At 44.2% G+C, this 23,913-nt stretch carries 32 protein-coding genes and 1 pseudogene; 23 read left to right on the forward strand and 10 right to left on the reverse strand.

All coding sequences use genetic code 11. The features are described from left to right. Positions 1-60 precede the first annotated feature (60 nt). The 4 genes from NIES1031_RS22425 to pgl form a co-directional block, all read right to left on the reverse strand. Complete coding sequence (locus NIES1031_RS22425) at positions 61-357, reverse strand: helix-turn-helix domain-containing protein (RefSeq protein ID WP_236738956.1); 297 nt, start codon at positions 355-357, stop codon at positions 61-63. 132 nt (positions 358-489) lie between these two features. Continuing rightward, entirely contained in the window at positions 490-993 is a 504-nt protein-coding gene (locus NIES1031_RS23530) for an FHA domain-containing protein (RefSeq protein ID WP_084544445.1), read from the reverse strand. A gap of 25 nt (positions 994-1,018) precedes the next feature. Beyond that, positions 1,019-1,759 (reverse strand): double zinc ribbon and FHA domain-containing protein, encoded by a 741-nt coding sequence (locus tag NIES1031_RS22435; RefSeq protein WP_073551655.1) that lies wholly within the window; start codon positions 1,757-1,759, stop codon positions 1,019-1,021. A gap of 74 nt (positions 1,760-1,833) precedes the next feature. Beyond that, the gene (gene pgl / locus NIES1031_RS22440; protein WP_073551656.1) at positions 1,834-2,568 is read right to left on the reverse strand and encodes a 6-phosphogluconolactonase; all 735 of its coding nucleotides are present in this window, start codon (positions 2,566-2,568) and stop codon (positions 1,834-1,836) included. A gap of 235 nt (positions 2,569-2,803) precedes the next feature. On the opposite strand from pgl, the gene NIES1031_RS22445 reads away from it, so the two are divergent. Next, positions 2,804-3,442, forward strand: coding sequence for a TIGR04282 family arsenosugar biosynthesis glycosyltransferase (locus NIES1031_RS22445; RefSeq protein ID WP_073551657.1), 639 nt, complete (start codon positions 2,804-2,806; stop codon positions 3,440-3,442). 11 nt (positions 3,443-3,453) lie between these two features. On the opposite strand, the gene NIES1031_RS22450 is transcribed toward NIES1031_RS22445, so the two are convergent. Further along, positions 3,454-5,658, reverse strand: a complete 2,205-nt coding sequence (locus NIES1031_RS22450) for an ATP-dependent helicase (RefSeq protein ID WP_236738960.1) — start codon at positions 5,656-5,658, stop codon at positions 3,454-3,456. A 205-nt stretch (positions 5,659-5,863) separates the two neighbouring features. On the opposite strand from NIES1031_RS22450, the gene NIES1031_RS22455 reads away from it, so the two are divergent. Then, a complete protein-coding gene (locus tag NIES1031_RS22455) occupies positions 5,864-7,513 on the forward strand; it encodes a glycosyltransferase family 39 protein (protein WP_073551659.1) in 1,650 nt (549 codons plus the stop codon). 25 nt (positions 7,514-7,538) lie between these two features. On the opposite strand, the gene NIES1031_RS22460 is transcribed toward NIES1031_RS22455, so the two are convergent. After that, positions 7,539-7,736 (reverse strand): hypothetical protein, encoded by a 198-nt coding sequence (locus NIES1031_RS22460; protein ID WP_073551660.1) that lies wholly within the window; start codon positions 7,734-7,736, stop codon positions 7,539-7,541. Between the two features lie 211 nt (positions 7,737-7,947). Between NIES1031_RS22460 and NIES1031_RS22465 the strand changes: the two genes are divergently transcribed. From NIES1031_RS22465 to NIES1031_RS26495, 7 genes and pseudogenes are all read left to right on the forward strand, one after another. Next, positions 7,948-8,529, forward strand: coding sequence for a hypothetical protein (locus NIES1031_RS22465; protein WP_073551661.1), 582 nt, complete (start codon positions 7,948-7,950; stop codon positions 8,527-8,529). 138 nt (positions 8,530-8,667) lie between these two features. After that, the gene (locus NIES1031_RS22470) at positions 8,668-9,954 is read left to right on the forward strand and encodes a Glu/Leu/Phe/Val family dehydrogenase (RefSeq protein WP_218596935.1); all 1,287 of its coding nucleotides are present in this window, start codon (positions 8,668-8,670) and stop codon (positions 9,952-9,954) included. Between the two features lie 76 nt (positions 9,955-10,030). Beyond that, positions 10,031-10,144 (forward strand): DUF4351 domain-containing protein, encoded by a 114-nt coding sequence (locus NIES1031_RS26490; RefSeq protein ID WP_073551662.1) that lies wholly within the window; start codon positions 10,031-10,033, stop codon positions 10,142-10,144. 14 nt (positions 10,145-10,158) lie between these two features. Next, the gene (locus NIES1031_RS22480) at positions 10,159-10,446 is read left to right on the forward strand and encodes a hypothetical protein (RefSeq protein ID WP_073551663.1); all 288 of its coding nucleotides are present in this window, start codon (positions 10,159-10,161) and stop codon (positions 10,444-10,446) included. Between the two features lie 218 nt (positions 10,447-10,664). Then, complete coding sequence (locus NIES1031_RS22485; protein ID WP_084544446.1) at positions 10,665-11,051, forward strand: transposase; 387 nt, start codon at positions 10,665-10,667, stop codon at positions 11,049-11,051. 85 nt (positions 11,052-11,136) lie between these two features. Continuing rightward, complete coding sequence (locus NIES1031_RS22490; RefSeq protein ID WP_073551665.1) at positions 11,137-11,538, forward strand: hypothetical protein; 402 nt, start codon at positions 11,137-11,139, stop codon at positions 11,536-11,538. After that, positions 11,490-11,657 (forward strand): annotated as a pseudogene (locus NIES1031_RS26495) (ISL3-like element ISMdi2 family transposase); the annotation flags it as partial. The gene NIES1031_RS22490 and the pseudogene NIES1031_RS26495, both read left to right, overlap by 49 nt. A 121-nt stretch (positions 11,658-11,778) precedes the next feature. Here the strand turns inward: NIES1031_RS26495 and NIES1031_RS26500 are convergent. Continuing rightward, a complete protein-coding gene (locus NIES1031_RS26500) occupies positions 11,779-11,967 on the reverse strand; it encodes a hypothetical protein (protein WP_407919516.1) in 189 nt (62 codons plus the stop codon). On the opposite strand from NIES1031_RS26500, the gene NIES1031_RS25870 reads away from it, so the two are divergent. The 9 genes from NIES1031_RS25870 (at position 11,926) to NIES1031_RS24600 (ending at position 15,193) form a co-directional block, all read left to right on the forward strand. Then, a complete protein-coding gene (locus NIES1031_RS25870; protein ID WP_236738957.1) occupies positions 11,926-12,132 on the forward strand; it encodes a hypothetical protein in 207 nt (68 codons plus the stop codon). The two genes, NIES1031_RS26500 and NIES1031_RS25870, sit on opposite strands and share 42 nt — an antisense overlap. A 1-nt stretch (position 12,133) precedes the next feature. Continuing rightward, on the forward strand, positions 12,134-12,253 hold the full coding sequence (merF, locus tag NIES1031_RS26505) for a mercury resistance system transport protein MerF (RefSeq protein WP_407919517.1): 120 nt from the start codon (positions 12,134-12,136) through the stop codon (positions 12,251-12,253). Positions 12,254-12,370: 117 nt separating this feature from the next. Beyond that, entirely contained in the window at positions 12,371-12,877 is a 507-nt protein-coding gene (locus NIES1031_RS26160) for a putative iron-sulfur cluster-binding metallochaperone (protein ID WP_073551667.1), read from the forward strand. Positions 12,878-13,005: 128 nt separating this feature from the next. Continuing rightward, positions 13,006-13,269 (forward strand): mercuric transporter MerT family protein, encoded by a 264-nt coding sequence (locus NIES1031_RS22510; RefSeq protein WP_425320711.1) that lies wholly within the window; start codon positions 13,006-13,008, stop codon positions 13,267-13,269. Between the two features lie 4 nt (positions 13,270-13,273). Continuing rightward, complete coding sequence (locus NIES1031_RS26510; protein ID WP_084544449.1) at positions 13,274-13,465, forward strand: cation transporter; 192 nt, start codon at positions 13,274-13,276, stop codon at positions 13,463-13,465. Positions 13,466-13,626: 161 nt separating this feature from the next. Next, the gene (locus NIES1031_RS22525; RefSeq protein WP_073551669.1) at positions 13,627-13,899 is read left to right on the forward strand and encodes a hypothetical protein; all 273 of its coding nucleotides are present in this window, start codon (positions 13,627-13,629) and stop codon (positions 13,897-13,899) included. Between the two features lie 28 nt (positions 13,900-13,927). Continuing rightward, a complete protein-coding gene (locus tag NIES1031_RS25280) occupies positions 13,928-14,146 on the forward strand; it encodes a hypothetical protein (protein ID WP_073551670.1) in 219 nt (72 codons plus the stop codon). Positions 14,147-14,160: 14 nt separating this feature from the next. Then, entirely contained in the window at positions 14,161-14,442 is a 282-nt protein-coding gene (locus NIES1031_RS25285; protein WP_073551671.1) for a hypothetical protein, read from the forward strand. A 610-nt stretch (positions 14,443-15,052) separates the two neighbouring features. Continuing rightward, entirely contained in the window at positions 15,053-15,193 is a 141-nt protein-coding gene (locus NIES1031_RS24600; protein ID WP_178378222.1) for a hypothetical protein, read from the forward strand. Positions 15,194-15,599: 406 nt separating this feature from the next. On the opposite strand, the gene NIES1031_RS22545 is transcribed toward NIES1031_RS24600, so the two are convergent. Together NIES1031_RS22545 and NIES1031_RS22550 are read right to left on the reverse strand one after the other, a co-directional pair. Continuing rightward, positions 15,600-16,862, reverse strand: coding sequence for an HhoA/HhoB/HtrA family serine endopeptidase (locus tag NIES1031_RS22545; protein WP_073551673.1), 1,263 nt, complete (start codon positions 16,860-16,862; stop codon positions 15,600-15,602). A gap of 639 nt (positions 16,863-17,501) precedes the next feature. Further along, the gene (locus NIES1031_RS22550; RefSeq protein WP_073551674.1) at positions 17,502-18,344 is read right to left on the reverse strand and encodes a prephenate/arogenate dehydrogenase; all 843 of its coding nucleotides are present in this window, start codon (positions 18,342-18,344) and stop codon (positions 17,502-17,504) included. Positions 18,345-18,406: 62 nt separating this feature from the next. On the opposite strand from NIES1031_RS22550, the gene NIES1031_RS22555 reads away from it, so the two are divergent. Further along, a complete protein-coding gene (locus NIES1031_RS22555; protein ID WP_073551675.1) occupies positions 18,407-19,006 on the forward strand; it encodes a DUF1517 domain-containing protein in 600 nt (199 codons plus the stop codon). 78 nt (positions 19,007-19,084) lie between these two features. Next, complete coding sequence (locus NIES1031_RS22560; protein WP_073551676.1) at positions 19,085-19,993, forward strand: hypothetical protein; 909 nt, start codon at positions 19,085-19,087, stop codon at positions 19,991-19,993. Positions 19,994-20,134: 141 nt separating this feature from the next. Here NIES1031_RS22560 and NIES1031_RS22565 read toward each other — a convergent pair whose 3' ends face one another. Next, entirely contained in the window at positions 20,135-21,805 is a 1,671-nt protein-coding gene (locus NIES1031_RS22565) for a Ppx/GppA phosphatase family protein (protein WP_073551677.1), read from the reverse strand. A gap of 108 nt (positions 21,806-21,913) precedes the next feature. Between NIES1031_RS22565 and NIES1031_RS22570 the strand changes: the two genes are divergently transcribed. From NIES1031_RS22570 to NIES1031_RS22580, 3 genes are read left to right on the forward strand one after another with little or no spacing between them, the layout of a single operon-like run. After that, positions 21,914-22,798 carry a 4-hydroxybenzoate solanesyltransferase gene (locus NIES1031_RS22570; RefSeq protein ID WP_073551678.1) on the forward strand — a complete coding sequence of 295 codons (885 nt, stop codon included), beginning with the start codon at positions 21,914-21,916 and terminating at the stop codon, positions 22,796-22,798. 6 nt (positions 22,799-22,804) lie between these two features. After that, positions 22,805-23,302, forward strand: coding sequence for a TIGR00725 family protein (locus NIES1031_RS22575; RefSeq protein ID WP_073551679.1), 498 nt, complete (start codon positions 22,805-22,807; stop codon positions 23,300-23,302). Positions 23,303-23,309: 7 nt separating this feature from the next. Then, on the forward strand, positions 23,310-23,777 hold the full coding sequence (locus NIES1031_RS22580) for a hypothetical protein (RefSeq protein WP_073551680.1): 468 nt from the start codon (positions 23,310-23,312) through the stop codon (positions 23,775-23,777). The last annotated feature ends 136 nt before the right edge of the window (positions 23,778-23,913 follow it).

The raw sequence follows: 23,913 nt of genomic DNA on the forward strand, positions 1-23,913 counted from the left end.
AGAAGACAAACAAAGGTTGCTTATTACTCTACTACATCTGACAGCGACTTAGTATGAACGTTATTGCCCTCTATGCTGGTATTGACCAGGCGTGACGCCTACGATGCGTTTGAAGTATCGTGTTAAATGACTTTGATCGGCAAAACCTGTGTTGTCGGCTACTTGGGAAATCGCATTTCCTTGCGCTAAGAGTGTTTTGGCACGCGCAATGCGGATCTGTGTTAAATATTCGTGGGGTGGTAAACCAGTACACTTGCGAAACGTGCGAATCAAGTAAAACGGACTCAAATTAGCAATGCGGGCGATCGCATCTAAGGAAATATTTTCTGTGTACTGTGCTTCTAAGTATTCTCGCACTCGCTGTACAGCATGAGGTTCTTGACTTACGCTACTCCATATTGGGCGTTTTCCAGCGCTACTTCCTCACGCCAAAATTTGATTTTCTCTTGCTTGGCGGCTGCTTTCAAAACGTGACACCTTTACTCAAATTTAATCTTGAGTATATTTTCTAAATGGTTCGCCAATCACGGTTTCTTTTGATGGTTCCTTCGGTGGTGTAGCTGCTGGAAACTCTAATGGTTCGCCAAAGATTGTTTCAATTGCTGTATCGCGGGTTGTTTGTTCGCTAAATGGTGTGGGTTTCGGTTTCGGTTGTGATACAGGTTTTTTCGTTTCTTGTATTGGTGTAGAAACAACTCCTAAGCGAATTTGAATTTGTGGTCCTGATTGTGCTAAACGAATTGTTATGCCATCTCTCACCGGCATTTTTGTAATTCGTCTATCGTCGATAAAAGTGCCATTCGCACCTAAACTGACGATTTCCCAGTTACCGTTAATCTGACGTAACTCGATGTGTTTGCGCGAGACAACAGCGCTATACAATACAACGTCATTATCGGTTGCACGTCCTACGCGGATAACGGATTCGTCCGTGAATGTCCAATTTTGAATCGGTGTCGAGTGCAGCGGATGCAGCAGAATGAGTGTAATCACTTTGGTAGATTGAAATTGAGATTAACTAGGATATTTGAAATAAGAAAGTGACCAAATCTCCCTTTCCAAGGGCGATGCGATCGCCTGCGCGCAAACGATGGCGATCGCCTGGCTGTAGTGGTCTGCGATTGATGTAAGTGCCGTTAGAACTACCAACATCTTCGATAAAGTAAGCATCGCCTTCAACTCGAATATCCGCATGAATCCGCGAGACAATTTCTGAGTTGGGAAATCCAGAGACATCAATATCAGGAGGAATCCTGTCATTAGGCTTACCAATGTGAATAACAGTCAAATTTTGTGGCAACTCGATATTTGTATTCGTTTGGACATGTAACAGTTTGATTGTTTGCTGCTGTAATTGTGTATTAAAGCTACCACCAGGTGACGCGCCTGCGGTGGTGCTTGCTGGCGGGGGTGTTGATTCAGGCTGCGATATTGGTGTTTCAGCTAAATAGCTTTGACTAGATGTTTCCGCACTCGGTTGCGCGCTGATAACCAAACGCTGTGGTTCAACGAGTGGTTCAGGAGTCTCTAATTCTGGTATTTCTGCACTGATATCCGTGCCAATATTACCTGCAAAAATTTCTTCTGTTGCTCGACTTGCTTTTAAGTTAAAACCGCATTGACCGCAGAAACTCGCATCTGCTTGTACTGTTGCACCACAATTAGGGCAAGTCGCGGTTGCAGGTAAAGGAGTATAGCAAGCCTCGCACGTTTGCGCTCCGTCGGGGTTCGAGTGATTACAGTTAGGACAGACAATCATGAATATCTTTCCATCAAAATTGAGCGTCGAGATTGCTTAACCAAACATACTACGTCAAATTCTAATAGCTATCTTTATGACTCAGCAGCCGTAGAAACTTGTAACTCCTCGCCTGCGCTTTGATCGAGTAACCACCACAGTTCGCCTTGCGGTTGAATCAAGCGACTAGGATAGTTAAAATCATCAGCATCCGGTGCAAAAACTTGTGCTAAAGCAGCTTTTTTGTCTGCACCGGCAACAACAAACACGACACACCGCGCGTGATTGATCAACGGCACAGTAAATGTAATTCGCGGTTCTTCTTGCTTATTTCCTACCGCAATCAAGCCGCGTGCTTTTAATGCTTCGGTATGCGGAAACAATGACGCAGTATGCCCATCACTTCCCATTCCTAGCAAAATAATATCAAATTTAGGAAACTCGTCACCACTGGTTTGAAAGAAAGCTTGCAGATGTTCCTCGTACTTGCGCGCTGCAACTGCGGGATCGGCTTCATTGGTAGGAATAGGGTGAATGTTTTCGCCAGGAATGTTAACGCGATTTAACCAAGCTTGCCGTGCCATTAATTGATTGCTATCAGGATGATTCGGTGGTACATAACGTTCGTCGCCCCAGAATACATGAATTTTTTCCCAAGGTAAATGTTGCGCGGCGATCGCTTCATACAAAGGCTTGGGTGTACTTCCTCCAGACAACGCGATCGTACACACACCACGCTCTGCGATCGCATTTGTCATTTTCGCAATTGTTAATTGCAGCGCTCGTTCAATTAATGCTGGCTTATCAGATAAAACTTCAACTTTTTTCATTGCCTTATATTAATTTTCATTTCCAGCATTAACATACCGGAACTTTTAAATTTTGGTTTTGTATTATTTTTTATTTATTAAACAATATCTCTTTTTGTATTTCTTTGTCTAACACAAAAATATATACTCTTTGTTGCAAACAAATGATTCATCAAGCAGAGTATGCAAAAATTCACGATTTTTTGCCTCGGTAATATCACTTAAAAAGCTTGTTATTTGTTTTATATAATTCAGCGTGAATCCTACAAATTCAGTTCCAGAACATTTAATCGTATTTACACGCTATCCCGAACCAGGGAAAGCAAAAACAAGGTTAATACCTGTATTAGGAGCCGTAGAAGCCGCGCAGTTACAACGGCGAATGACTGAGCATACGCTTTTACAAGTAAGCAAACTAGGCGATCGCTCTTTGACAGTAGAAGTGCGCTTCGCTGATGGTAATTTAGAACTCATGCAACAATGGTTAGGCACTAATATCGACTATCAACCTCAAGGTAGAGGTGACTTGGGTGAGAGAATCAAACGCTCATTAGCGGCGGCTTTTGCGCGCGGGAGTCAACGCGTTGTTACGATTGGTACTGATTGCCCAGGAATAAGCGCAGAATTACTAGCAACGGCTTTTCATCAATTACACGAATGCGATCTAGTTCTTGGTCCAGCAATTGACGGTGGATATTACTTAATTGGTCTTAATCGGTTAATCGCAGAACTATTTAATAATATTTCCTGGGGAAGTAGTGAAGTTTTACAACAAACGCAAGCGATCGCCCAAAAGCTTAACTTATCAGTGGCGCTACTTCCTTCTTTAGCCGATGTTGATCGCCCTGAAGATTTAGTTGTGTGGGAGCAGCAGAGCAGGGGAGAAATGATTTAAAGTACTTTCAGCTAATAGCTTCTAACTACTGATTTAGGAAAATGCTTTTTTAAAGCCGGAAAGACAGGACAAGGCGATCGACTCTCGAAATTTGCTGGTTTACTCCAAGTAAAAGGGGCTTTTAGGGCTGCCGACATCCACAATAGACGCTTAGCGCGTGTCATGGCAACATATAGTAAACGATATTCTTCAGCGGTTTTGAGTTGCTTTGCTTGCTCACTCGCTTCGGTAACGTCGGGTAATGGAAAGTCTTGATGAAGTGCGGCGCGAATTTGCGCGCGTGCGACTTCTGCGAGTGTAAAGTCACCTAGAAATTTAACTTGCGGTGGTACCCAGAAACTACCAGGAATCAAATTTTCGTGCAAGAACGGAATGAAAACCGCATCCCAATCGAGTCCCTTGGCTTTGTGCATCGTAATGATCGTCACTTGACCAGGGCGAGTGTAGCGTGCTTCGACTTCTTCAGTTTCAACTGGCTCGAAGCGTTCCGAACTTACAATTTCATTCAAAACAAATATTGCCTCACTCAAACTATTACCAGTAACTTGGCGTGCGATTCGTTCAGCAAGTTTATCAGCGGTGGCAAGTTCGGCTTGGTCGTATTTGAGTTCAGAAGCAACAAAAGCAATCAACTGATAGTAGGTTAGTTCCATGCGCGCGCGCAGCATATTACAGCACAAATTACGCGCTTGTAGCGCCGCCTCAAATGCTAATGGATCTAATGGTCCAGGATAGAGAAATTGTTCGGGGACACTTGCTAGTGCATTCAGATCTTGTGTGGGGATTAGCTGCCGCTGAACGAGAACTTCTAGTGCGGCTTTGAGGTATTCAGAAGAATGCGGGCGATCGAGAAATTGCAGAATTGCCAGAATTTCTGCGGGAACGTGCGAGTGGCGATCGCTTTCTGATACTTCATACAGTGGTATTTTATGTTCGCAACAAATCGGTGTCAGTTTTTGCACTAACCACCGTCCTTGGCGGTTTTCGCGGACTAAAATCGCGACACTTCCATGAGGATTTTCGGCAAATAATTCTACCAAGCGTTTGCCGATTAGTTCTGCGGTGTGATGAATATCGCGTGGTGTATACAGTTCTAATCCGCGTCCAATTGGTGCTGGATTCGCATCCGGTTGCGGATCGCTCGCGCTGACAAGTCGAATTTGCTGTAAACGAAACGGAAGCGCAGCAGATTGGCGATCGCTTGTTTTGTTTTGATAAGCTCGATTCACCCAATTCAAAGTAAAATTAGCAGCTTCAATAATAATTTGGCTACTACGCCCTGCTTGATCCATTGTTGCTAGACGGTTTTGCGCGTCGCAGTCTTCACAAAATTGGCGAAAATAGATTGGGTCAGCAGGTGTAAATGTTGAGTTAATTGCTTGGTTAGGATCGCCGACACGAATCAAGTGTGGAGAATCTGGAGTATTTGGATCAGTTGCTAGAATTTCTAATAATTTGGTTTGTAATGGGGTAGAATCCTGTGCTTCGTCTTCAAATACGGCAAAGACTTGGTTTTGCTCGAATTTGCAAGCGCTGGGGTTTTCTAACACGCGTAGCGCCGCGAGAATCATATCATCGTAGTCGATCAAGTCGCGCGATCGCATCAAATTCTCATACTGTTCGTACAACCCTGCGGCAATTTCTAAAATTCCATAGTTATCACTCGTTTGCGTGGTTAATTCGCGTAGCTGTTGCGGTAGATATCCCGAACTTTTAGCTTCATGAATCGCGGTAGCTGCTAAATCGGGTAATACCTCAGTTCGCAGCACCGATTGACGCCGCAATCGCTCGGTTTCTTCGCCGTCAAAGTACAATCCTTCGAGTAACTGAGAATAGCGTCGCGGATGAATTGCAATCCATTGTTCCACACACGTCCGAATTAACCGATGACCTTGATTAGGTGTAATTAAAGTCGCATTCTCTAACTGTAATCCAGACAGTTCAGGATGACGCGTCGCAATATTTAAAGCAAGCCCGTGCAGCGTGTGGACGACAAACCCTGTGGGAGGTAATGATAATTCTTCCCGCAGATATTTACGCACTTTGGCTTTAATATTAGCCGCTGCTGAACGCGTAAACGTGACAATCACAATCTGACGTCGGGCGTGCAGTTGGTAACGCGCGATCGCAAGCGCCGCCGCCGCCGCCATTCCTGTAGATTTTCCCGCACCAGGAACCGCACTGACTGCTAAAGCACCACCCTGCCAATCAGCCATTTGCTGCTGTCCAGATCGCAAGCTGTTTCTAATGCGTTCCCAAGCAGTGGCGCGGAGGTTGAATGCAGGAGATTGTAATGATAGTTCGGATTCAGTAGAAGTAAAATTAGCGTCTGGCATTGTTTGGGGATCTGGTAGGGGCTAGGGCTGATAACCTTTAACCAGCGATCGCGCCCTCTCTTTTTATTACACTGATAGTTTCTAAATGACAAACTCTAAATCTTCCTCCTACTTCACATTGATAGCTGTCATCTTATTGGGTGGGCTGCTGCGGTTTTGGCATTTGGACTTGAAGCCGATCTGGTTAGATGAAATCATTACAGCGTTATTTAGTCTAGGGCGAAACTATACGGATGTCCCGTTAGACGTTGTGTTTCCTGTCGAGCGTTTGTCGCAAATTTTCAGTTTTAAGGCAGCGCTATCTTGTCCTCAGATTGCGGCAAATCTTGCTACCTACTCGGTGCATCCACCGCTATTTTTTTGTTTAAACCACCGTTGGTTACAAGCGCCATTTGTCGGGCTGATGCATCAAAGTTGGGTTTGGAGTTTGCGATCACTTCCGGCTGTGTTTGGCGTTGCAGGAATCGCAGCAATTTACTGGCTCAATGCGATCGCTTTTTCGCGCACTGCGGGAATCATCGCCGCAGCTTTAATGGCTGTCTCGCCTTATGCTGTTTACTTATCGCAAGAAGCGCGTCACTACACATTACCGATACTGTTGATTACGTTATCACTCGTCGGACTTCTCCAAACTCACAAAGATTTACGACAACAAAAGCTACGTTATTTTGTTTTGCTTGGATGGGCTGCGGTAAACTGTCTTGGTTTTTACACTCACTACTTTTTTATTCTGGCGTTTGTCGCTGAGGTAGCTACTTTACTCGCATTCATGTATTCACAACGCCGCAACTTGCCACGTTACAGCGTCTTAGCAATTACTGCGTCCATCTTATTTGTTATCGCTAGCTTTATTCCGTGGCTAGTCGTGATGACGAGTCATTTTAACCGTTCAGAAACAACATGGTTGCCACAGCGAAATTATTTTGCTCCTATTTATCAAATGCTGGCAAGTTGGGTGCTGATGCTGATTGCGTTACCCGTGGAAAATCAACCTTGGTGGATTGTAGTTCCGGTAGGTTTAGTAATGCTAGTATTTAGCATTTGGCTCGCGCGGCTTATCTTCAGAGGATTAAAGCAACTGTTGCATTCTCCTACAATGCATTTAGCAACACGAATGCTGTTGAGTTTTACAGTTATTGTCTTACTAGAATTTTTAGTAATTGTTTATTTTTTGGGCAAAGATATTACAATTGCTCCGCGTTATAACTTTGTTTATTACCCTAGTTTTTGTGCTTTAGTGGGAGCAAGCTTTGGCGTTCACAATTTTTGGTTCAAATTACGAGCGAACTACGTTGTTATCATTTTTGGGCTAATTAGTTCTATTTTTGTAGTGACTAATTTAGCTTTTCAAAAGCCATTTAATCCCGAGGGTGTTGCTCAAAATATGAATTTGGAACCTGCTACGCCGTTAATGATGGTGGTAGGGTATGCAACGTATCAAGATGTGGCTTTAGGACTAAGTTTCGCTTTGGCGTTAGAGAAAATCAGAAGCGATCGCATTCCGACAAATTTGGCTTTTTTCGCGCGATCACCAGGTTACGAGTCTGTTTGGCAAAAGCTTTCGACAGCACCACTGCCCGACGCTACCACAGTCAACTTGTGGGTAGTTGCTTCAGGATTAAGACGCCGCGACTATCCACCACAGCTTACAGTTTCTCATAGGCCGTGTCAGATTGACACGACACAACATTATCGCCTTGGTATTCCTTATCAACTTTATCGCTGTAGTTCATAATTTCTACTGCTCAAGTGCTCAAGATTTAAGAAGCATCTTGCTGCTGCGCTTCGAGATCGCGTTCCATCTGCGCCATTATGGCGTTTCGTACCCATTCCGATTTATCAGGAAGCGATCGCACATATTTATCAACTTCTACAGGTAGACGAATCGCCAATGGAGACGCAGCTAGCTCCATACGATGCTTTACAAACTTTTGCGGATTTCCCCCTTCTTTTGCCATATTTTTTAATGTTTACGATAGATCTTATTATGATAAAATATTATTTATGAGTTGAGAGCCAGAGGAACAAAGTTACCAGCTTTCCCTTCCTCTGGCAAAACCTCAAAACATAGTGTATACACTAATCTACAGCACACAAGGTCTACACAGTCTACAGAAACTAAATGTACACGCGAGGTTTACAGAAACTAATGTATACAGGAGGTATATAATGCATTTTACCCAAACATCTGGTTTTGCGATCGCTTCAGCAGAAATTAATCAATATTTTTCCGGGCAGATTCAAAAAAATTCGGTTGAACTTAAGCCACTCATCGCAAAAAAGATCAAAGTTGAGCGTGTCGGGTTTACACGTAACGCCTCAAATACTCCGTATGTCGTTTACCGAGTCGGAGAACGTCGTTGCTGTACGTTCATCAAACGCAAAGTGATGACATCGTTAATCCAAAAGCTGTTGCAACTCACGTATGGTATCACTGAGTCGATTCGCAGTCTTCGAGTGAACTCAGCAGGGGGACTGCAAGTCAAAACCATGTCTGATACAGTTTGTATCAAGCGTCGCTATGTAGTGAAGTTTTTAGAGAACTATAATACTGCGGCGCTAGAGTCTATCGCTCCTATTACACATTGTGACTGTAACGACCAAGACAGAATGTGCGTTCATGCGATCGCGCGTTTATTTGTGACGTTAGGCGATCATCTTGCTGCTTTTACCTTTTCAGCAGAAGCACCGATCCAGCTTTTACGTTGCGTGGATCAGGCGTATGCGACTAAACCGACTGCAAAAACATAAAAGTAGTTACATACCAAGTGCAAGAATCGTTCGCGACAACTCAAATTGTTACGCTAGCTCGATTTTCCCTAAATAACGGCATAGACTACAAATAGAGACTTATTCTGTAGTCAAAACTACAGTTTGCCAAAAAATATTATGGTAGAAGCAGTACTACCCTTAGAAGCGCCTTCGCCTGCACACATTTGTCCCTTCGATCAAGCATGTAGTTACTTAGAGCAAGCAGCCAAAGAATTACAACTCGACCCAGGCTTATTAGCTGTTCTCAGTCATCCCCGCAAAGTCGTCACTGTTTCAGTTCCTGTGAAATTAGATAGCGGTGAAGTGCAAGTCCTGACAGGACATCGAGTGCAGCACAGTGATGTTTTAGGACCTTACAAAGGCGGAATTCGCTATCATCCAGCAGTTACACTGCGCGAAGTATCAGCCTTAGCGATGCTGATGACATGGAAATGTGCGTTGCTAGGAATTCCTTATGGCGGTGCTAAGGGAGGAATCGCGTTAGATCCAACGCGCTATAGTATCGGAGAGTTAGAGCGAATTACACGTCGTTATACTAGCGAGTTAATTAAAGATATTGGTCCAGAAGTAGACATTCCTGCACCTGATATGGGAACTTCCGCCCGTGAAATGGCGTGGATCATGGATACCTACTCGGTAAATGTCGGTCATGCGGTTCCTGGGGTTGTTACGGGCAAACCAATTTCAATTGGTGGTTCGAGAGGACGCGAACAGGCGACAGGACGTGGAGTGATGATCGTCGTGCGTGAAGCTTTAGCAGCACGCGGTAAGTCGCTGGTAGGAGCAACAATTGCGATTCAGGGATTTGGTAATGTTGGTAGTGCTGCAGCGTTGTTACTTCATGAAGCTGGAGCGAAAATTATTGCGGTTTCAACAGGTTCCGGTGGGATCTTTTCGGAAAAAGGTTTAGATATTCCGGCGTTAAAAAACTATGCCACAGCTAACCGCAAGCGGATTTCTGGATTTGAACAAGGTGAACCGATTACCAACGCAGAATTATTCACCTTAGCCTGTGATGTATTGATTCCGGCGGCGCTAGAAAATCAAATTACCGAAGAAAATGTGCGCGAAATTCAAGCATCAATTGTGGCAGAAGCGGCAAACGCACCTGTTACGCTGGTAGCCCACAAGGAATTAGAAGCGCGAGGCGTCACTGTGCTACCAGATATTTTGACGAATGCTGGAGGAGTTGTTGTCAGTTACCTCGAGTGGGTACAAGGACTGTCTTACTTATTCTGGGATGAGCAGCGTGTCAATCGAGAAATGGAAGCATTAATGGTTAATGCTTATCAGCAAGTGATGAAACAGTCGCAGAAGCGACAGGTGCCATTACGGTTAGCTGCGTATACTTTAGGGGTGGGTCGCATTGCTCAAGCACTAAGCGATCGCGGTTTGTATCCTTAGCATGTTTTGCTACCTTTGTGCTGGAGAGTACGTTATTACAAGATATTTATGAAGTGGGACATGGCTGGTAGAGGCAATGTTAGACATTACGTTGGATTTGCCGTTGCCTGAGTTGGAAGAGTTAAGTGAGGCTTTGCTTAATTTTACTAGTGTGGCTGATTTGCAGGCTTGGTTGACACAACAGGGTTAGTGATCGCCTAGTTTGTGCAAACTGCGATCATTCCTCTACCTCATCACTTTATTAGCAAAGGAAGGGCGGCAGGATTTACAGGAGAATATTCTAGGTTTGGGCTAGGAATTGTTTGGTACCTAAGAAGTATTGTCGCAAGCTCCGTTGAAGTTTTTTTCTCTTACTTTTCGCTCCTTTTCCATAAACAAGAAAAAGAAGCTTGGTATTTATTAACTAATTTACCTGATTTAAACACTGCTCTCGAAATATATGCTCAATGTTTTGGCATTGAAGCAATGCTTAAAGATTGTAGCTCGACCTGAAAGGGGTGCCTATTCATTGGGAACAAGTTCTCCACGGGCATTCCGGTGTCCTATGCAACAGGGTCGTCAGACGCCGCCCATACCATAAGTAAGCGATGAAAATGGTGGTAATGCAAGACATAAACGTCCAAAACTCCTTAACCTCATAGGAACTAGGGCTAGGAAAAGGTTAGATATGGTGAAGCGATGAATCAGCGTCAGCTCCGTCATTTGAAAAACTGTTAGTCGAGTCCGAAACTAGACAGGTGATTTGCACTGCTGTAGACAAAGGTAAAACTGATGACTTCAAGTTGCTCAAGCAAAGTCGTTTGCCGTTTGTCTGTTCACAGCTATGTTTAGCTGAGCGGGGCTATCAGGGGTTTGCCAAGCGCCATGCGGGAGCTTGTACGCCAACCAAGAAATGTCGCAAGCAACCATTGCCAAAAGCGGAAAAGCAACACAATCAGGCATTAGCACGACTACGAGTCCGAGTTGAGCTAGGGATTCGTCGTTTCAAGAGCTTTCGCCTCTTTTCAGGATGTTATCGCCATCGCAGAAGGCGGTTTGGTTTGCGCTTGAACCTGATTGCTGGCTTACTCAACTATGAATTGGCACATGCCTCTTGATTCATGCAGGAGGTCTAATATATTCTCCAGCGATGGAACGAAGGCTGTTACGATATCAAAGGACTGTTTGAAGCAATACAAAAGCGTGGTTACTCCTGTTAGTTACAATACCGTAGCCCCTTACACCCGCCGCCTGCGCTCTTCTCAAGGCTTGCCACTGCGGCAACGACTTGTCAGACAACCACTGCCCAAAGTTACTCAACCGGAGAAACGACCACTCACAGTTCGTCGTGCTGCAATGCTTGTGCTACAGCGGCAAGAGTTACACAAGTCAGATGACGAACAGTTGATGGCTCGGTTACAAGTACAGCATCCCGCTCTGTTTACCGCAATTGAGCTAGCCCAAAGCTTTGCCCAAATGGTGCGCCAACATCTTCCCGATCAACTTGACTCTTGGTTCGAGCAAGCCATTCTAGCAGTCTTTCACCTTTTGTCCGTTTTGCCCAACGCTTACGTGAAGATTATGATGCGGTCAAAGCGGGTGTGACACTACCAGTCAGCAACGGTCCGGTTGAGGAACACATAAACCGATTGAAGATGCTCAAGCGCCAAATGTATGGTCGAGCTGGCATTGACTTGCTCAGTTCAAGATTCTTGCTGGCGTGAGTTGTGGAATGCTCTATTTCATCGACTTGGATCGTGTCCTTCCTCTCAAGGAGTACCAAAAGCTGCCAAGAGCCAAAATTATCCACAAATCAGGTATCTCCAAATGTAGCGGACTGATTTTCTACTGCTTATCTTCGACTATGTAGCCGATGTCGGAAGCCGCAGTCGGATAAGCGAAAATCATCTTTTTGAGATCTTCCGGCCGCAATTTAAATCTAATCGCCATTGCGAAGAGATTAACTAGCTCCTCAACATGATGTCCTAAAATATGAGCGCCGAGTATCCGATCGCTGCCTTCCTCAACCAGCACGTTGAGCAAATTCAGGAGACGATTTCCCAGTTGCAAGCTTTCAATGGCGAACTGATTAAGGTGCTTCACTGTTGTGAAGATGACCTTAGCCGCTACGGTTCAACCACTCCTTGTATTGTATTTGGAGATAACCAGCATGAAACCAAAGACGGCTCTGTAGGCTAGCATTTCAGGCACGATACTGATCGCGGTGTGCTGTGCTACGCCTGTTTTGGTAATTACCCTAGGAGCTTTAGGGCTAGGGGCGTTGGCTGGCTACCTTGATTATGTGCTACTTCCAGCCTGAGCAGTAATGGTAGTGGTTACTATAATTTCTTACCAACGCTACCGTCGCCACAGTCGTTGAATGGCTTTGCTCCCGCTTTTTGATTACTGTTGAATTTTTAAAGGGTTAGTTCTTGCTATGAGTCAATGTTGCAATCCAGGTCAGGCCGCTGACAATGTTCCGGTAAGGTCTCATCAGCGCATTTGTCCCAATGACGGCACTAAAGGAAAACCTGTTGAGCTTATCACGTTGAAAAGCCTGTTGATAGGGGCAGCACTGGAGAAGTTAGACCCTCAGAGCACCTATACGTTTTGTCCCAGTTCTAATTGTTCAGTGGTTTACTTCTCTAATACTGGTCAAACATTTACGACTGTAGAGCTAAAAGTTCCTGTGTTTCAAAAAGATTCCAACGAACAGATTCCGAGTTGCTACTGCTTTGACTGGAGCCGTCAACGTATTCGAGAAGAAATTGAACAAACTGGTACAAGTACTGCGGTTGCTTCTATCACGGCTCATATTAAAGCTAAACGCTGTGGTTGTGAGGTTAACAATCCCCAAGGAGTTTGCTGTTTAGCAAATGTTCAACAGACTGTACAGCAGATCCAGCGATCGCTAAGCTCATCATCGGGAACAAGCGCATCATGAACCGAAAAAAGACATTTTCTCAATGAGAATTGGCAAGTGTTATTTTGGCAGCAATTCTGGCATCTGTTTGCTGTCTTGGTTCTTTGTTACTCGTAGCCCTTGGAGCCAGTGGTGCTTAGATCAGTAATTTGACTGCCTTTGAGAAATATCGTCCCTTTTTTATCGCACTCACTCTTGGATTGTTAAGCTTTGGCTTTTATCGTGTCTACTGGAACCCTAAAGCCAAAGCGTGTCAACCAGAAAGTGCTTGTATTAATCCACACGCTAACCAAATTGCCAAAAAGACTCTAATTATTGCCACAGTATTTGTTTTAGGTTTGCTAGCCTTTCCTTACGCAGTTCCCTATGTCTTTAAGGTCGTGAAGACATTTGCAGGTTGTCTTACAAATTGAAAACATGACTTGTGAAGCTTGCCGTGTAACGGTCAAAAGTAGTTTGGTTCGATTAGATGGGGTTGAAGAAGCGCTCGTGACATTCAACCCGCCAGAAGCCATAATTGTTTATGACCCTGCTAAAGTGACCATTCAGGAGCTGATGCAAGTCACAACTAATGTAGGGTATCCATCGTCAGTTAAGTCTAGGTTGTAGCGTCCCCACAAAATCGTGTTGCTCCCCACTGACCCTGCTTGCAGTAGAATCATCATAGCCAACGTCAAACAAATTCTTGAAATTGACTGCTGCTCGGAATCTGTGTCGCTTGTAGAAGATAACAGCATCGGTGAGGAAGTAACTGGGTAGCTGAAAAGTGTTTGCCAAATCCCCTTTTCTCCCACGAAGAAGAATCCTGCACTAATTCCCAAGCTGAGTACGCACAGCTACGCAAAATTGCGCAGACAGATGCAATGAAAGAGCTAGCCCTAGCATCGTTTCCCCAAGCATCAACGTTGTTAGATATTGCCTCGCACGTACTAGCAGGGCAAATCTCAGGAAGCGCAAATGATACAGCAACGATTTATTGCAGCTTGGAAGTATGCAGACGTCAAGCTCACTGCCTCACAATTCTAAACACGAAGGAAAATTAACCGATGACGACACAACAAAAAAGAAGTTTTGATTGAGCGGTTGCTGAAGTCAGTTGCAGGGACTTTTGATATTTTCACAATTTATATTGGCGATCGCCTAGGTTTCTACCAAGCGCTTGCTGATGGCTGGTTAACTTCGACGGAACTAGCAACTCAAACGAACGCGGTTGAGCGCTATGTGCGTGAATGGTTCGAACAGCAAACAGTGACGGGTATCAATGTATTCATGATTTGGGTAATCCCGTAGGCGCACTCCAAACTATGCGGCGTCTAGTAGGGGAAAATGGTACCGTATTGATTGCCGATGAGCGCGTTGGCGATCGCTTTACGGCTGCTGGTAATGATGTCGAGTGGATGATGTACGGCTGGAGTGTTCTACACTGCTTGCCAGTAGGTATGGCAGATGGCGGTGAATCTCACTGTGGCGGTACGGTCATGCGGACTGATATTTTGCGACATTATGCCCAAGCCGCCGGTTTCCGTGACGTCGAGGTTTTGCCTATTGATTACTTCTTCTTCCGGTTCTATCGTTTGTATCCTTGATGACTTATGTCAAGAAAAACTGTCACACTCATTAACATTTTCAACTTTTTGTATCAGTTTTTTCAATATTGAGCTTTAGTATGACAACTGTCTGCTCTAATTTTTTGCCTTGATATTTAACTTTTGCTGCGTGCAGTCTCCTCGTTTTTGAAAAAACTGCTTCCGATGAGGTTGATGTTATGGTTACATTACATATATGCAATGTAACCTATTCTTTTTCTGCATCTATGCAGTGGATTTGCGCTGAGTGTTGCAACACTTGATTGACCAAAATTTACAATCAAGAAAGGCTTTGACAGCCTAGAATTAAATAGTAGGTTTTACAAATATCCGACACATATTCTTCACGTGACTGTCATATACAGCTGGTAGTTTAATAATGTTCGGTAGTAAATTACTGCATTATACGTTATCTAAATTATTAACCAAATCTAAAGATTTGAGTTGTAGTTGTTCATGAACTGAGCAAGCAATAGCGTTTGAGTAATAATTCAAATTTTAATTTTTAAAAATTCAATTGTTGTTTGAATTAGCTTTATTGTATTCTCAGGAGGATAGTATGTTTTTTACTCAAAGTTTTAAATATCGCTTTCCTTTAATAATAGAATCTATGACAATATCTTCCTTACGTCGCAACTTAAAAGATTGGATTCGCCGAGAGATTGTGGATGACGATCCCTACGATGTGGAAAGCTTGTTTCCTGATGTGAATCAGTTTAAGATTTTGACAGCACAAGACGACGAAGATTAACTTTGCACAAGTGTAGCGAAGCAACAAGTAGTGTTCATATTCCTTCATTAAAATCTGTCCTATCTATCGTCTGTATCTTACATTGGTACGCTGGCAAACTATCGAGTTAGGACATCTGTGATTTGCCTAAAGGAAGTTTAACCTTGATCCCTGACCTCTTATAATTCATCAAGTACACAATCTTTGAGCCGTGAATTTGTGAATGATAAATTTATAAGCTCAAAATAAGTAGTTTTTTAGTTATGCCTCATTTTTTCTTTGCGTTCTTTTTAGTCAGTTTAGTGACTATGTTTGCTTTTACGGCGATCGCCTACTTATTTCCTCAAGATTAAGCGAATCGCATTGTAAAAAAAATCCCCTTCTCTTGAAATAGGGAGAAGGGGTTAAGGTTCTGTCGCCTACTACTTTAATTTTGAGACTGCAACTGAGTAGGAAAAGCCCCTGTATTCAACGCGAGGTTGACATTTCTACCACCACGACGGACTTCAAGTTGTAGTTGTTCGCCGACTCTTGTATTTTCTACTGCTCTTTGCACAACTTCAGCAGTTGTTGCGTCTTGACCGTTAATGCGACGAATTACATCTCCTGCACGCAGTCCGGCGCGGGCTGCGGGAGAATTAGGAAGAACTCGCACAATCAAAACACCGCGATCTTCGGTAATCGTTATGCCATTGTTGGGGTCACTGTTGATCTCTTGGCGCAACTCAGGCGTTATTGCTACCATCTGAACGCCAACATAAGGATGTTCGACTCGACCTTGCGCAATCAATTGGCTAGAAATACGTTGGGCGGTGTTAATGGGAATTGCAAAGCCTAAGCCTTGCGCGCCGCGCAAAATTGCGGTATTCATCCCGATAACTTCACCGCGCGCATTCAGCAACGGTCCGCCAGAGTTACCTGGATTGATTGCGGCGTCAGTTTGAATAAATTGTACGCGCTTATCAGCCACACCAACTTGATTGCTAGTACGACCTGTAGCACTAATAATACCCGTTGTTACTGTGTTGTCTAATCCTAGCGGGTTGCCGATCGCGATCGCAAATTCGCCTGGGCGCAACTGATCCGAGTTACCCATTGTGAGTGTTGGAAGTCGCTCTGCATCAATTTTAATCACAGCAACATCCGTAACAGGATCTGTTCCTAGCACTCTACCCGTAAAGCGGCGTCCGTCATTAAGAACGACACTGACATTACGCGCACCATCGACAACGTGAGCATTCGTTAAGATGCGTCCGTCGGAACTAATGATGAACCCTGACCCTGTTCCTTGTTGTACTCTTTGTTGCGTTCGGGGAATTTGCGAACCAAAGAATCGACGGAAAAACGGATCGTCAAAGACATCAGGAACGCGAGTGGTGACGGTGCGTGACGCTTCAATTCGCACAACCGCAGGTCCCACTCTTTCGACAACATCCGCGACAAAATTGGGGTCAGTTGTGGGGATAGGTGCGGCGATCGCAGGACTAATCGGCGACGTTGCGACACTCGACGATGGCTGAAGTCGGGTTGCGAGATTACTTCCTGAAACTGCGACACCCGCGCCCAATAACATCATTGAAACGTAACTCGCAGTTTTCCGCCAGGGAGCGGCTAGCGATGTCTTTCTTGTCGTGCTTAAGGAGTTGTTAACTTGGCTTGATTGATTTCTTTCTTGTGGTTCGTTTTGCATATGTTTCACTTACAGCAAAGTCTCAATGATGACTAGATACAAAAATACAAATACTGTTTTAGCAAGGTTCTTTATAGATTGTTGACTGGCTTGTCACCTTGATAGTTTCCTATTTAACTTATTTTTAGTTTAAACAACTACTATGTCTTTTTTGTGACAGCTTTATTGCACTTTAATGAAAACGATTCTGCGCAGCAATTTTAGCATTTATGTTCGGGCATTTTACTCATTTAAGCCATACGAATTGATTTCTAAAAGCATGCACAGATATGGCAAATACAGATTGGTTTCGCATATATTATTGTTCATAAAGCTATTGCTATCCTTTTTTACGGGTAGCACTACTTGCCTTTCTATAATTTTTGTTATAGATGAATCGCCGAGTTTGTAGGTCTAAAAATCTGGAATCGGAGTATTAGCTTTAGCATATTCGACACAAATATATTGTACCCAAATTTCTGAAATCATTGCAGGTTTTGCTGTCGTCAAGCTAGTGAGACAGCTACTCTAGCTAACACCTAAACAGCATCAAAAAGAACGGTTATGACCTGATTACCAAGCGCAATAACATCCTACAGTTGATTTAAGGATGCGATGCTACACCTCAATGTCACAGAGGGATGTAGAGATGATAAAACATTATTCTTTGAGAAAACGAGGTCGGGCGGAGTGTGTTGATTTGAGTTGTTGTTCTAAAGCTTCCCAGTTTTCTTGTTCGACGATCGCAATCAAGTCGTCTAAGTGTTGGCGATACGAGTTTAGCGATCGCAATAATTCTTGACGATTGTAGCGTGCCATCATCACGCCTAATTCTGAATTCCCACCGCCGACACGACTGGTGTCGCGAAATCCAGAACTTGCTAAATTCTGCGCCAAAGCTAAAACGTCAGGGTTACTCTCACCCATACACGCGGCGATTAAATTGCTACTCACCATCACGGGTAAATGCGAAATCCAACTTACCGCACGGTCATGGTCTTCAGGGCGACAGTGGTAAATTTTAGCTTGGAGAGATCGCGCTACTTCCTCAACGATTTGCACTGCGCTTGCTGGAGTTGACGCAATCGGAGTTAATACATACGGGTTATTGACAAATAACTCTTTTTGTGCAGCTTCTATGCCACTTTCTGTTTTTCCCGCCATAGGGTGTCCGCCCACAAAATTTTGCCATAATGGGGCGATCGCCTCGACGACAGGAACTTTAACCGAACCAACATCAGTGAGAATCGTCGCCGGCGAGAGATAAGGAATCAGTTGCTGTACAGTTGGTAAAATTGCCGCGATGTGCGTACAGATAATAATGACATCAGCACTTTTAAGCGTCGCCAAGTCAAGACTCGCGGTATCAACCGCACCGCAGGCGATCGCTTGTTCGCACGTTTGTTCGCGACGACTGACACCCAAAACATGATATCCCTGCGCTCTTAAATCTAAACCTAAAGAGCCACCGATTAAACCAAGTCCGACAATGCCAATATTCATAGTGGATGCTTTGTTAACTTAGTAGGCATTAAATCATTTTTGTAAATGGCGAGGATATAAAAATGAATGCATGGCGCGATCGCTTAAATCGAATGACGGGGCGTACCCGCTTTGTCGTGTGTCGCATCTTTGTTCATCTTGCAGGTTCGGATGTTGCACCGTTGCTGGGAATACTAAATCGTACCGCACGCGAAGCAATTGATTCTGAAGGCGACTTAGAAGTTTTGGGCGAAGGCTTAGTAGAAATTTGCCAAAGCTTACTGCAATACGACGAATACTGGCTTTCTGCGGCTAATGAGGGCGATGTTTTTTGGGACGAAGGAGAAGCAGGCGACTACTTCAACGAGTTGTTTACTGATTCAGCGCAGCGCTACTTGAGTGAAGTAGACTTAGACGATGCTGATAGTAATGAACCGCTGTCGCTACCAGTCACGCGCAATGTCGTTGTCATGCTGACGGTGGCTTTTGAAGGCGAAGTTCCCGAATTAGAAACGAATTTAGCAGATATAAGCGCTTTGAAAGCTGGGTTGAAGGCTTTAATTAATTTGCACTATCAAGGAAGACTGCGCGGAATTCAAGTGCATTTTTCGCCAGCGCAATTTGGCGATGAGTTGACGAATGACCAACTACTGCAATATTTTCCCGAGTTAGTTCCTTTGTAATAAACTGTCAGGGACATAAGCCACCTGTCAGAACAGTTGAGATCTTGTTAATCTCGAAATAAGCTAATTTTTGAAAATATGATGACAATCTTGCGGCGGTTTACACTGATTTTTTTAACGATAACTTTGTGTTGGACAACGATCGCCTGTGGTAGACCAGAATCGACGGTTTCCCAGGTACGCAATGTTGCATCCCCAGTGGCGACAAATACGCGGCTGAGTGATGGACAGTACCCTGTCCAGCAAGTGACTTACGATGATGCAACCGGAGAGTATAGTTTATTCTTGCTTAATACTCCTCCTGGTACACCACCAACGTTTACGACAGCTAATTTGCAGATGGCGCGGTTAACGGATGAAGAAGTCAAAGCTGGTCAAAAAAGCTATCTCAAAGTAGAAAACGGTCAGCCAGTTCTGTACCTCACTGAGGATTTTAAAATCGAGTACGTTCACAATGTCGCGGAAACACAGACAAATCCTCAAACCGGACAACAAGAAACCGTAATTGTCCGTCGCGAGACAGGATTTTGGTCGCCGTTTGCGGGTGCTTTAGCAGGTCAAGCAATTGGCAGTTTGTTGTTTAGACCGCAGTACTACGTACCACCACTTTACCAGCCAGGGGCATCTGTAATCACAGGTTTTGGTGGTTATGGTAGTTCGTATAGTCAAGCCGTTGATCGCTATCAATCACGTTATAACGCGCCACCGCTTGCTGAAAGAAATCGACGCTCTAATTTGCGCACAACGGGACGCATTAGAACACCGAATTACAGACAACCGACAACAACGACACGCCGTAGCACACCCCGCGTGACGACAAACAATCGTCCTACAGGTTCAGGATTCGGTGCAAGTAATTTGCGATCGGGTAACTCTAATAACCGCCGTCCTTCATCAGGAAGTTTTGGTAGCAGCAACCGTTCGTTTGGATCGAGTCGCACTCGGAGTAGCAGTGGTTTCCGCAGTAGTGGCGGACGTCGCCGTTAGATGTATAGCAAGGGTCAGGTGAGTAGCAAAAAGAAAATAAAGCTCTTATTCTACCTTGGCGAATGTATTCGCACCTAGATAAACAAAGTCCACCTTTCGTGTGGACTTTTTGTCTATGTAGCCCCGAAGAAAGTCGCAGCGCTACGCTGTTGCATGATAGGCAGAAAGAGTGGTTTCTGATTTAGGTGTTTCTAAGGTCGCGATTAATTTAACATTGTATTCCGCCTCGAACACGTCTTTTTTGTAATCTAAACTCCACAATTCTAAGGCACAGTCGTCGCCTGGTTGCGATGGAGTTAGCCACAAGTGAAATTCTTGGGCTTCTGGACGATATTCGCTTCGTACTTGCGCGATCGCACCAATTTGACGCCGATCGAGCGCGACGGCTATGCGCAACAATGCACTGAGTTGGCTTACCATTTGGCGGTGTTGTTTTGTCGGTAAGTTGCGATAGTTATCGTGTTTTTTCTTGGGGGCGCTGCGGCGGTGGTAGCGGGCGATATTGGCAATCAGTTCGAGTTCGGTTTCGGTATAGCCAAGAAGTTCGCCGTTACGGATCAGGTAATACGAGTGTTTGTGGTGTGATGAATGACTGACAAAGTGACCGCAGTTGTGTAAAATTGCTGCTGCCCAGAGAAGTTCGCGTTCGGCGGTTTCCCAGTGGTGGAGGGTTCCTTGCGTTTGATCGAATAGGCTCAGCGCAAATGCAGCAATGCGATCGCTATACTCTAACTTGACTTGATATTTTTGGGCAGTTCTAATTACACTGCGTTGGCGTACTGAACCTTGATAGCGTAGGCGATCTTCAATTAAGCCATGAGTAAGCATCCAGTCTACAATTACACCCTCACGCAGCGCGCGTTCGCAGATTGTAATCGAATCTGCACCTAGCAATGTCATCGCTTCTTGTAAAATAATTAGCCCAGCGACGATAATTTCTGATCGCCGATCTGACATTCCAGGAATCGCGGCGCGTTCAGCATAACTTAACTTGCGCAAGCGGTTGAGGATTTCCCGCAAGTCTTTTAGACTCACTTGATAGCCTGTTAAGAGCGAGGGAACCATCCCTAATTTTTCTCGTGCATGGATGACGGCTAGCGTTTCAATCGTTCCCGAAGTTCCTACAAGGCGGAGTGTTTCATCGGGTTGTAACTTAGCTAGCAACTCTTCGACAGGGCGTTCTAACATCCCGCGCACGTATGCTTGCAAGAATTGAAACTCGGCATTACTGATAGGATCGGTAGTAACAAATTCGCTTGAAAGTCGCACTGCACCAACTTTAGTACTACTCAGCGATCGCGGTTCATGGCTGTCACCGAGAATTAACTCTGTTGACCCGCCACCAATGTCAATAATTCCATGCGGATGGCTATTAAGTTCCATCGCCGACAAAACGCCAAGATAAATGCGTCTTGCTTCTTCTTGTCCTGAAATTAAGTCAACATTGAGATCGAGTTCATCTTTGACTTGTTGTAAGAACTCTTTCCCGTTGGGAGATTCGCGTACTGCACTGGTTGCAACAGCAACAATCGTATCTGCATTGAGGCTTCCGGCAATTTCTTGAAACCTGCCTAAAGTTGCGATCGCCCGTTCAATTACTTCAGGTTTTAAATTTCCGTCGGGCGTGCGATCGCCTAATCTCACCGTATCTTTTTCTCTGGCAATAATACTAAAAGTTGGTAGTTCCGGTTTTATGCGCACAACTACCATATGCAAGGAGTTTGTCCCCAAGTCTATGGCAGCGAGGATTTTTTCTTGCTGCATTATCTGAGTAGGAATACTTACCGAACTGGCTGATACTAAATTAACCATGAATACTCGCTAAAACTCCAGCCCTGATCCGAATAACGATATTCTATAGGGGAAGTTGATCCTAAATTCCTTCTCTTAATTATTTCATTTACAGTAAATTTTTAAACCATGCTGACACAGCAAGAACAATCTGAACCAACTTGGTTTACGATCATTCGCTTATTGCGCTGGGATAAGCCTGAAGGAAGGCTTATCTTGATGATTCCTGCACTTTGGGCAGTCTTTTTAGCCGCGCAGGGAACGCCTCCATTACCGCTTGTTGGTGTCATTGTCTTAGGGACTCTCGCGACAAGTGCTGCGGGTTGTGTTGTTAACGACCTCTGGGATCGCGACATCGATCCGCAAGTGCAAAGAACTCGCAATCGTCCTTTAGCATCTCGCGCGCTTTCTGTCAAGGTAGGAATTGTTGTTGCTTTCGTCGCGTTAGCCTGCGCGTTTGGTTTATCGCTATATCTCAATACATTATCTTTTTGGCTATGTGTCGTTGCTGTACCTGTTATTCTCTTGTATCCTGGTGCAAAACGCGTATTTCCCGTTCCTCAATTAGTCCTTTCAATTGCTTGGGGATTTGGCGTATTAATTAGCTGGAGTGCAGTAACACGATCGCTGTCCTTTTCAACATGGTTGCTTTGGGGGGCGACGGTACTATGGACGTTGGGTTTTGATACCGTTTATGCGATGAGCGATCGCGATGATGATCGCCGTATTGGTGTGAATTCTAGCGCTTTGTTTTTTGGCAAATATGCAGCCGATGCGATCGGTATTTTCTTTATCGGAACGGTTGCTTTGCTTGCTTGGTTGGGTATCGAATTACAACTTCATCTTGCTTTTTGGATTGCCCTTGCACTAGCAACATCTGGTTGGATTTGGCAGTATATTCGTTTAAAACAAGAAGATATTCCTAACTTGGCTTATGCAGAGATGTTTCGCCAAAATGTATGGTTAGGTTTTCTTGTACTTGCTGGCATGATTGCGGGAAGTTTGAGTTACTAAATAAGGATGAATCGTAAAGCTATTATCGGGGTGATGGGTCCTGGTGAACAAGCAACTACAAATGATTTACAAAATGCTTATCAGCTAGGATATCTCATCGCCCAACAAGGATGGGTATTGCTGACTGGTGGTAGAAATGTCGGCGTGATGGAAGCTGCAAGTCAAGGTGCAAAAGCGGCACAGGGATTAACAATTGGGATTCTGCCTGGGAACAATACTAGTGGTGTTTCTACTGCGGTTGATATTGCAATTGTTACTGATATGGGTAATGCTAGAAATAATATTAACGTGCTTTCTAGTGATGTTGTCATTGCTTGTGGTATGGGTGCAGGAACAGCATCAGAAATAGCTTTAGCCATCAAATCAAATAAGTTTGTTATTTTGTTAAATGATGACCTAAATAGCAAAGATTTTTTTCAGAAATTAGCACCAAAAAATATTTATATTGCTCATAGTGTAAGTGATGCGATCACTTTAACTCGAAATGTTTTAGTTAACTGTTAAACGGGTTATGAAACAAAAAATCGAGGTGTTTGCTGACTTTTTCCAGTTCTATCTTCAAGATGAACAATCTGATGGAAACTTATCGGATAGTTGGACATCACAAGCGGTGTCTGATATGTTAGCAGTTGCGCCTGGTGTTATTGGAGTTGGTACGGCTCGCAACATGATTGTACCTGTAGAAATAGAAGTACTAGATTCTAAGCCAAACGACAATTTTGACCACTGGGATCATGTTACAGAAACTAGTCTAGAGGTGCCTTCTGGACGTATTATTATTGCTGGTTGCACTGACTACTTTCCTGAAGCACCACGTATAATAGTTGAGCCAGGAACTTACAGAGTCCGCGTTTATTATAATGCTTTGGACAGCGTTGATGAATCGCGCTTGGAGGGTGATGACTACTATAAAGTGGTGCTTTGGTTAGATGCGAATATAGTAGAACCACAAGTTTTAAAGAGGTGGGCATCTATGTAAACTGGCTTCATTAAGATTTCCCACCTAGCGGCATTCTTAAAATGGTGTGACAACTATTTCCACTACATCTTGATTATCGTAATACTAAGTCGCTGTCAGATGTAGTAGAGTAATAAGCAACCTTTGTTTGTCTTCT

This window comes from Chroogloeocystis siderophila 5.2 s.c.1, from assembly GCF_001904655.1.
Taxonomy (GTDB): Bacteria; Cyanobacteriota; Cyanobacteriia; order Cyanobacteriales; family Chroococcidiopsidaceae; genus Chroogloeocystis; species Chroogloeocystis siderophila.

Coding starts and splice junctions, on each gene's coding strand:
- NIES1031_RS22555 (WP_073551675.1), top strand. CDS start 18,407: ATGAATGCATGGCGCGATCGCTTAAATCGAATGACGGGGCGTACCCGC.
- pgl (WP_073551656.1), bottom strand. CDS start 2,568: ATGAAAAAAGTTGAAGTTTTATCTGATAAGCCAGCATTAATTGAACGA.
- NIES1031_RS22460 (WP_073551660.1), bottom strand. CDS start 7,736: ATGGCAAAAGAAGGGGGAAATCCGCAAAAGTTTGTAAAGCATCGTATG.
- NIES1031_RS22570 (WP_073551678.1), top strand. CDS start 21,914: ATGCTGACACAGCAAGAACAATCTGAACCAACTTGGTTTACGATCATT.
- NIES1031_RS26490 (WP_073551662.1), top strand. CDS start 10,031: ATGTTAGACATTACGTTGGATTTGCCGTTGCCTGAGTTGGAAGAGTTA.
- NIES1031_RS26160 (WP_073551667.1), top strand. CDS start 12,371: ATGAGTCAATGTTGCAATCCAGGTCAGGCCGCTGACAATGTTCCGGTA.
- NIES1031_RS22470 (WP_218596935.1), top strand. CDS start 8,668: ATGGTAGAAGCAGTACTACCCTTAGAAGCGCCTTCGCCTGCACACATT.
- NIES1031_RS22550 (WP_073551674.1), bottom strand. CDS start 18,344: ATGAATATTGGCATTGTCGGACTTGGTTTAATCGGTGGCTCTTTAGGT.
- NIES1031_RS25870 (WP_236738957.1), top strand. CDS start 11,926: ATGAGCGCCGAGTATCCGATCGCTGCCTTCCTCAACCAGCACGTTGAG.
- NIES1031_RS22450 (WP_236738960.1), bottom strand. CDS start 5,658: ATGGCTGATTGGCAGGGTGGTGCTTTAGCAGTCAGTGCGGTTCCTGGT.
- NIES1031_RS22580 (WP_073551680.1), top strand. CDS start 23,310: ATGAAACAAAAAATCGAGGTGTTTGCTGACTTTTTCCAGTTCTATCTT.
- NIES1031_RS22465 (WP_073551661.1), top strand. CDS start 7,948: ATGCATTTTACCCAAACATCTGGTTTTGCGATCGCTTCAGCAGAAATT.
- NIES1031_RS22455 (WP_073551659.1), top strand. CDS start 5,864: ATGACAAACTCTAAATCTTCCTCCTACTTCACATTGATAGCTGTCATC.
- NIES1031_RS22435 (WP_073551655.1), bottom strand. CDS start 1,759: ATGATTGTCTGTCCTAACTGTAATCACTCGAACCCCGACGGAGCGCAA.
- NIES1031_RS22565 (WP_073551677.1), bottom strand. CDS start 21,805: ATGGTTAATTTAGTATCAGCCAGTTCGGTAAGTATTCCTACTCAGATA.
- NIES1031_RS22545 (WP_073551673.1), bottom strand. CDS start 16,862: ATGCAAAACGAACCACAAGAAAGAAATCAATCAAGCCAAGTTAACAAC.
- NIES1031_RS25285 (WP_073551671.1), top strand. CDS start 14,161: ATGCGGCGTCTAGTAGGGGAAAATGGTACCGTATTGATTGCCGATGAG.
- NIES1031_RS26510 (WP_084544449.1), top strand. CDS start 13,274: ATGACTTGTGAAGCTTGCCGTGTAACGGTCAAAAGTAGTTTGGTTCGA.
- NIES1031_RS24600 (WP_178378222.1), top strand. CDS start 15,053: ATGACAATATCTTCCTTACGTCGCAACTTAAAAGATTGGATTCGCCGA.
- NIES1031_RS22575 (WP_073551679.1), top strand. CDS start 22,805: ATGAATCGTAAAGCTATTATCGGGGTGATGGGTCCTGGTGAACAAGCA.
- NIES1031_RS22560 (WP_073551676.1), top strand. CDS start 19,085: ATGATGACAATCTTGCGGCGGTTTACACTGATTTTTTTAACGATAACT.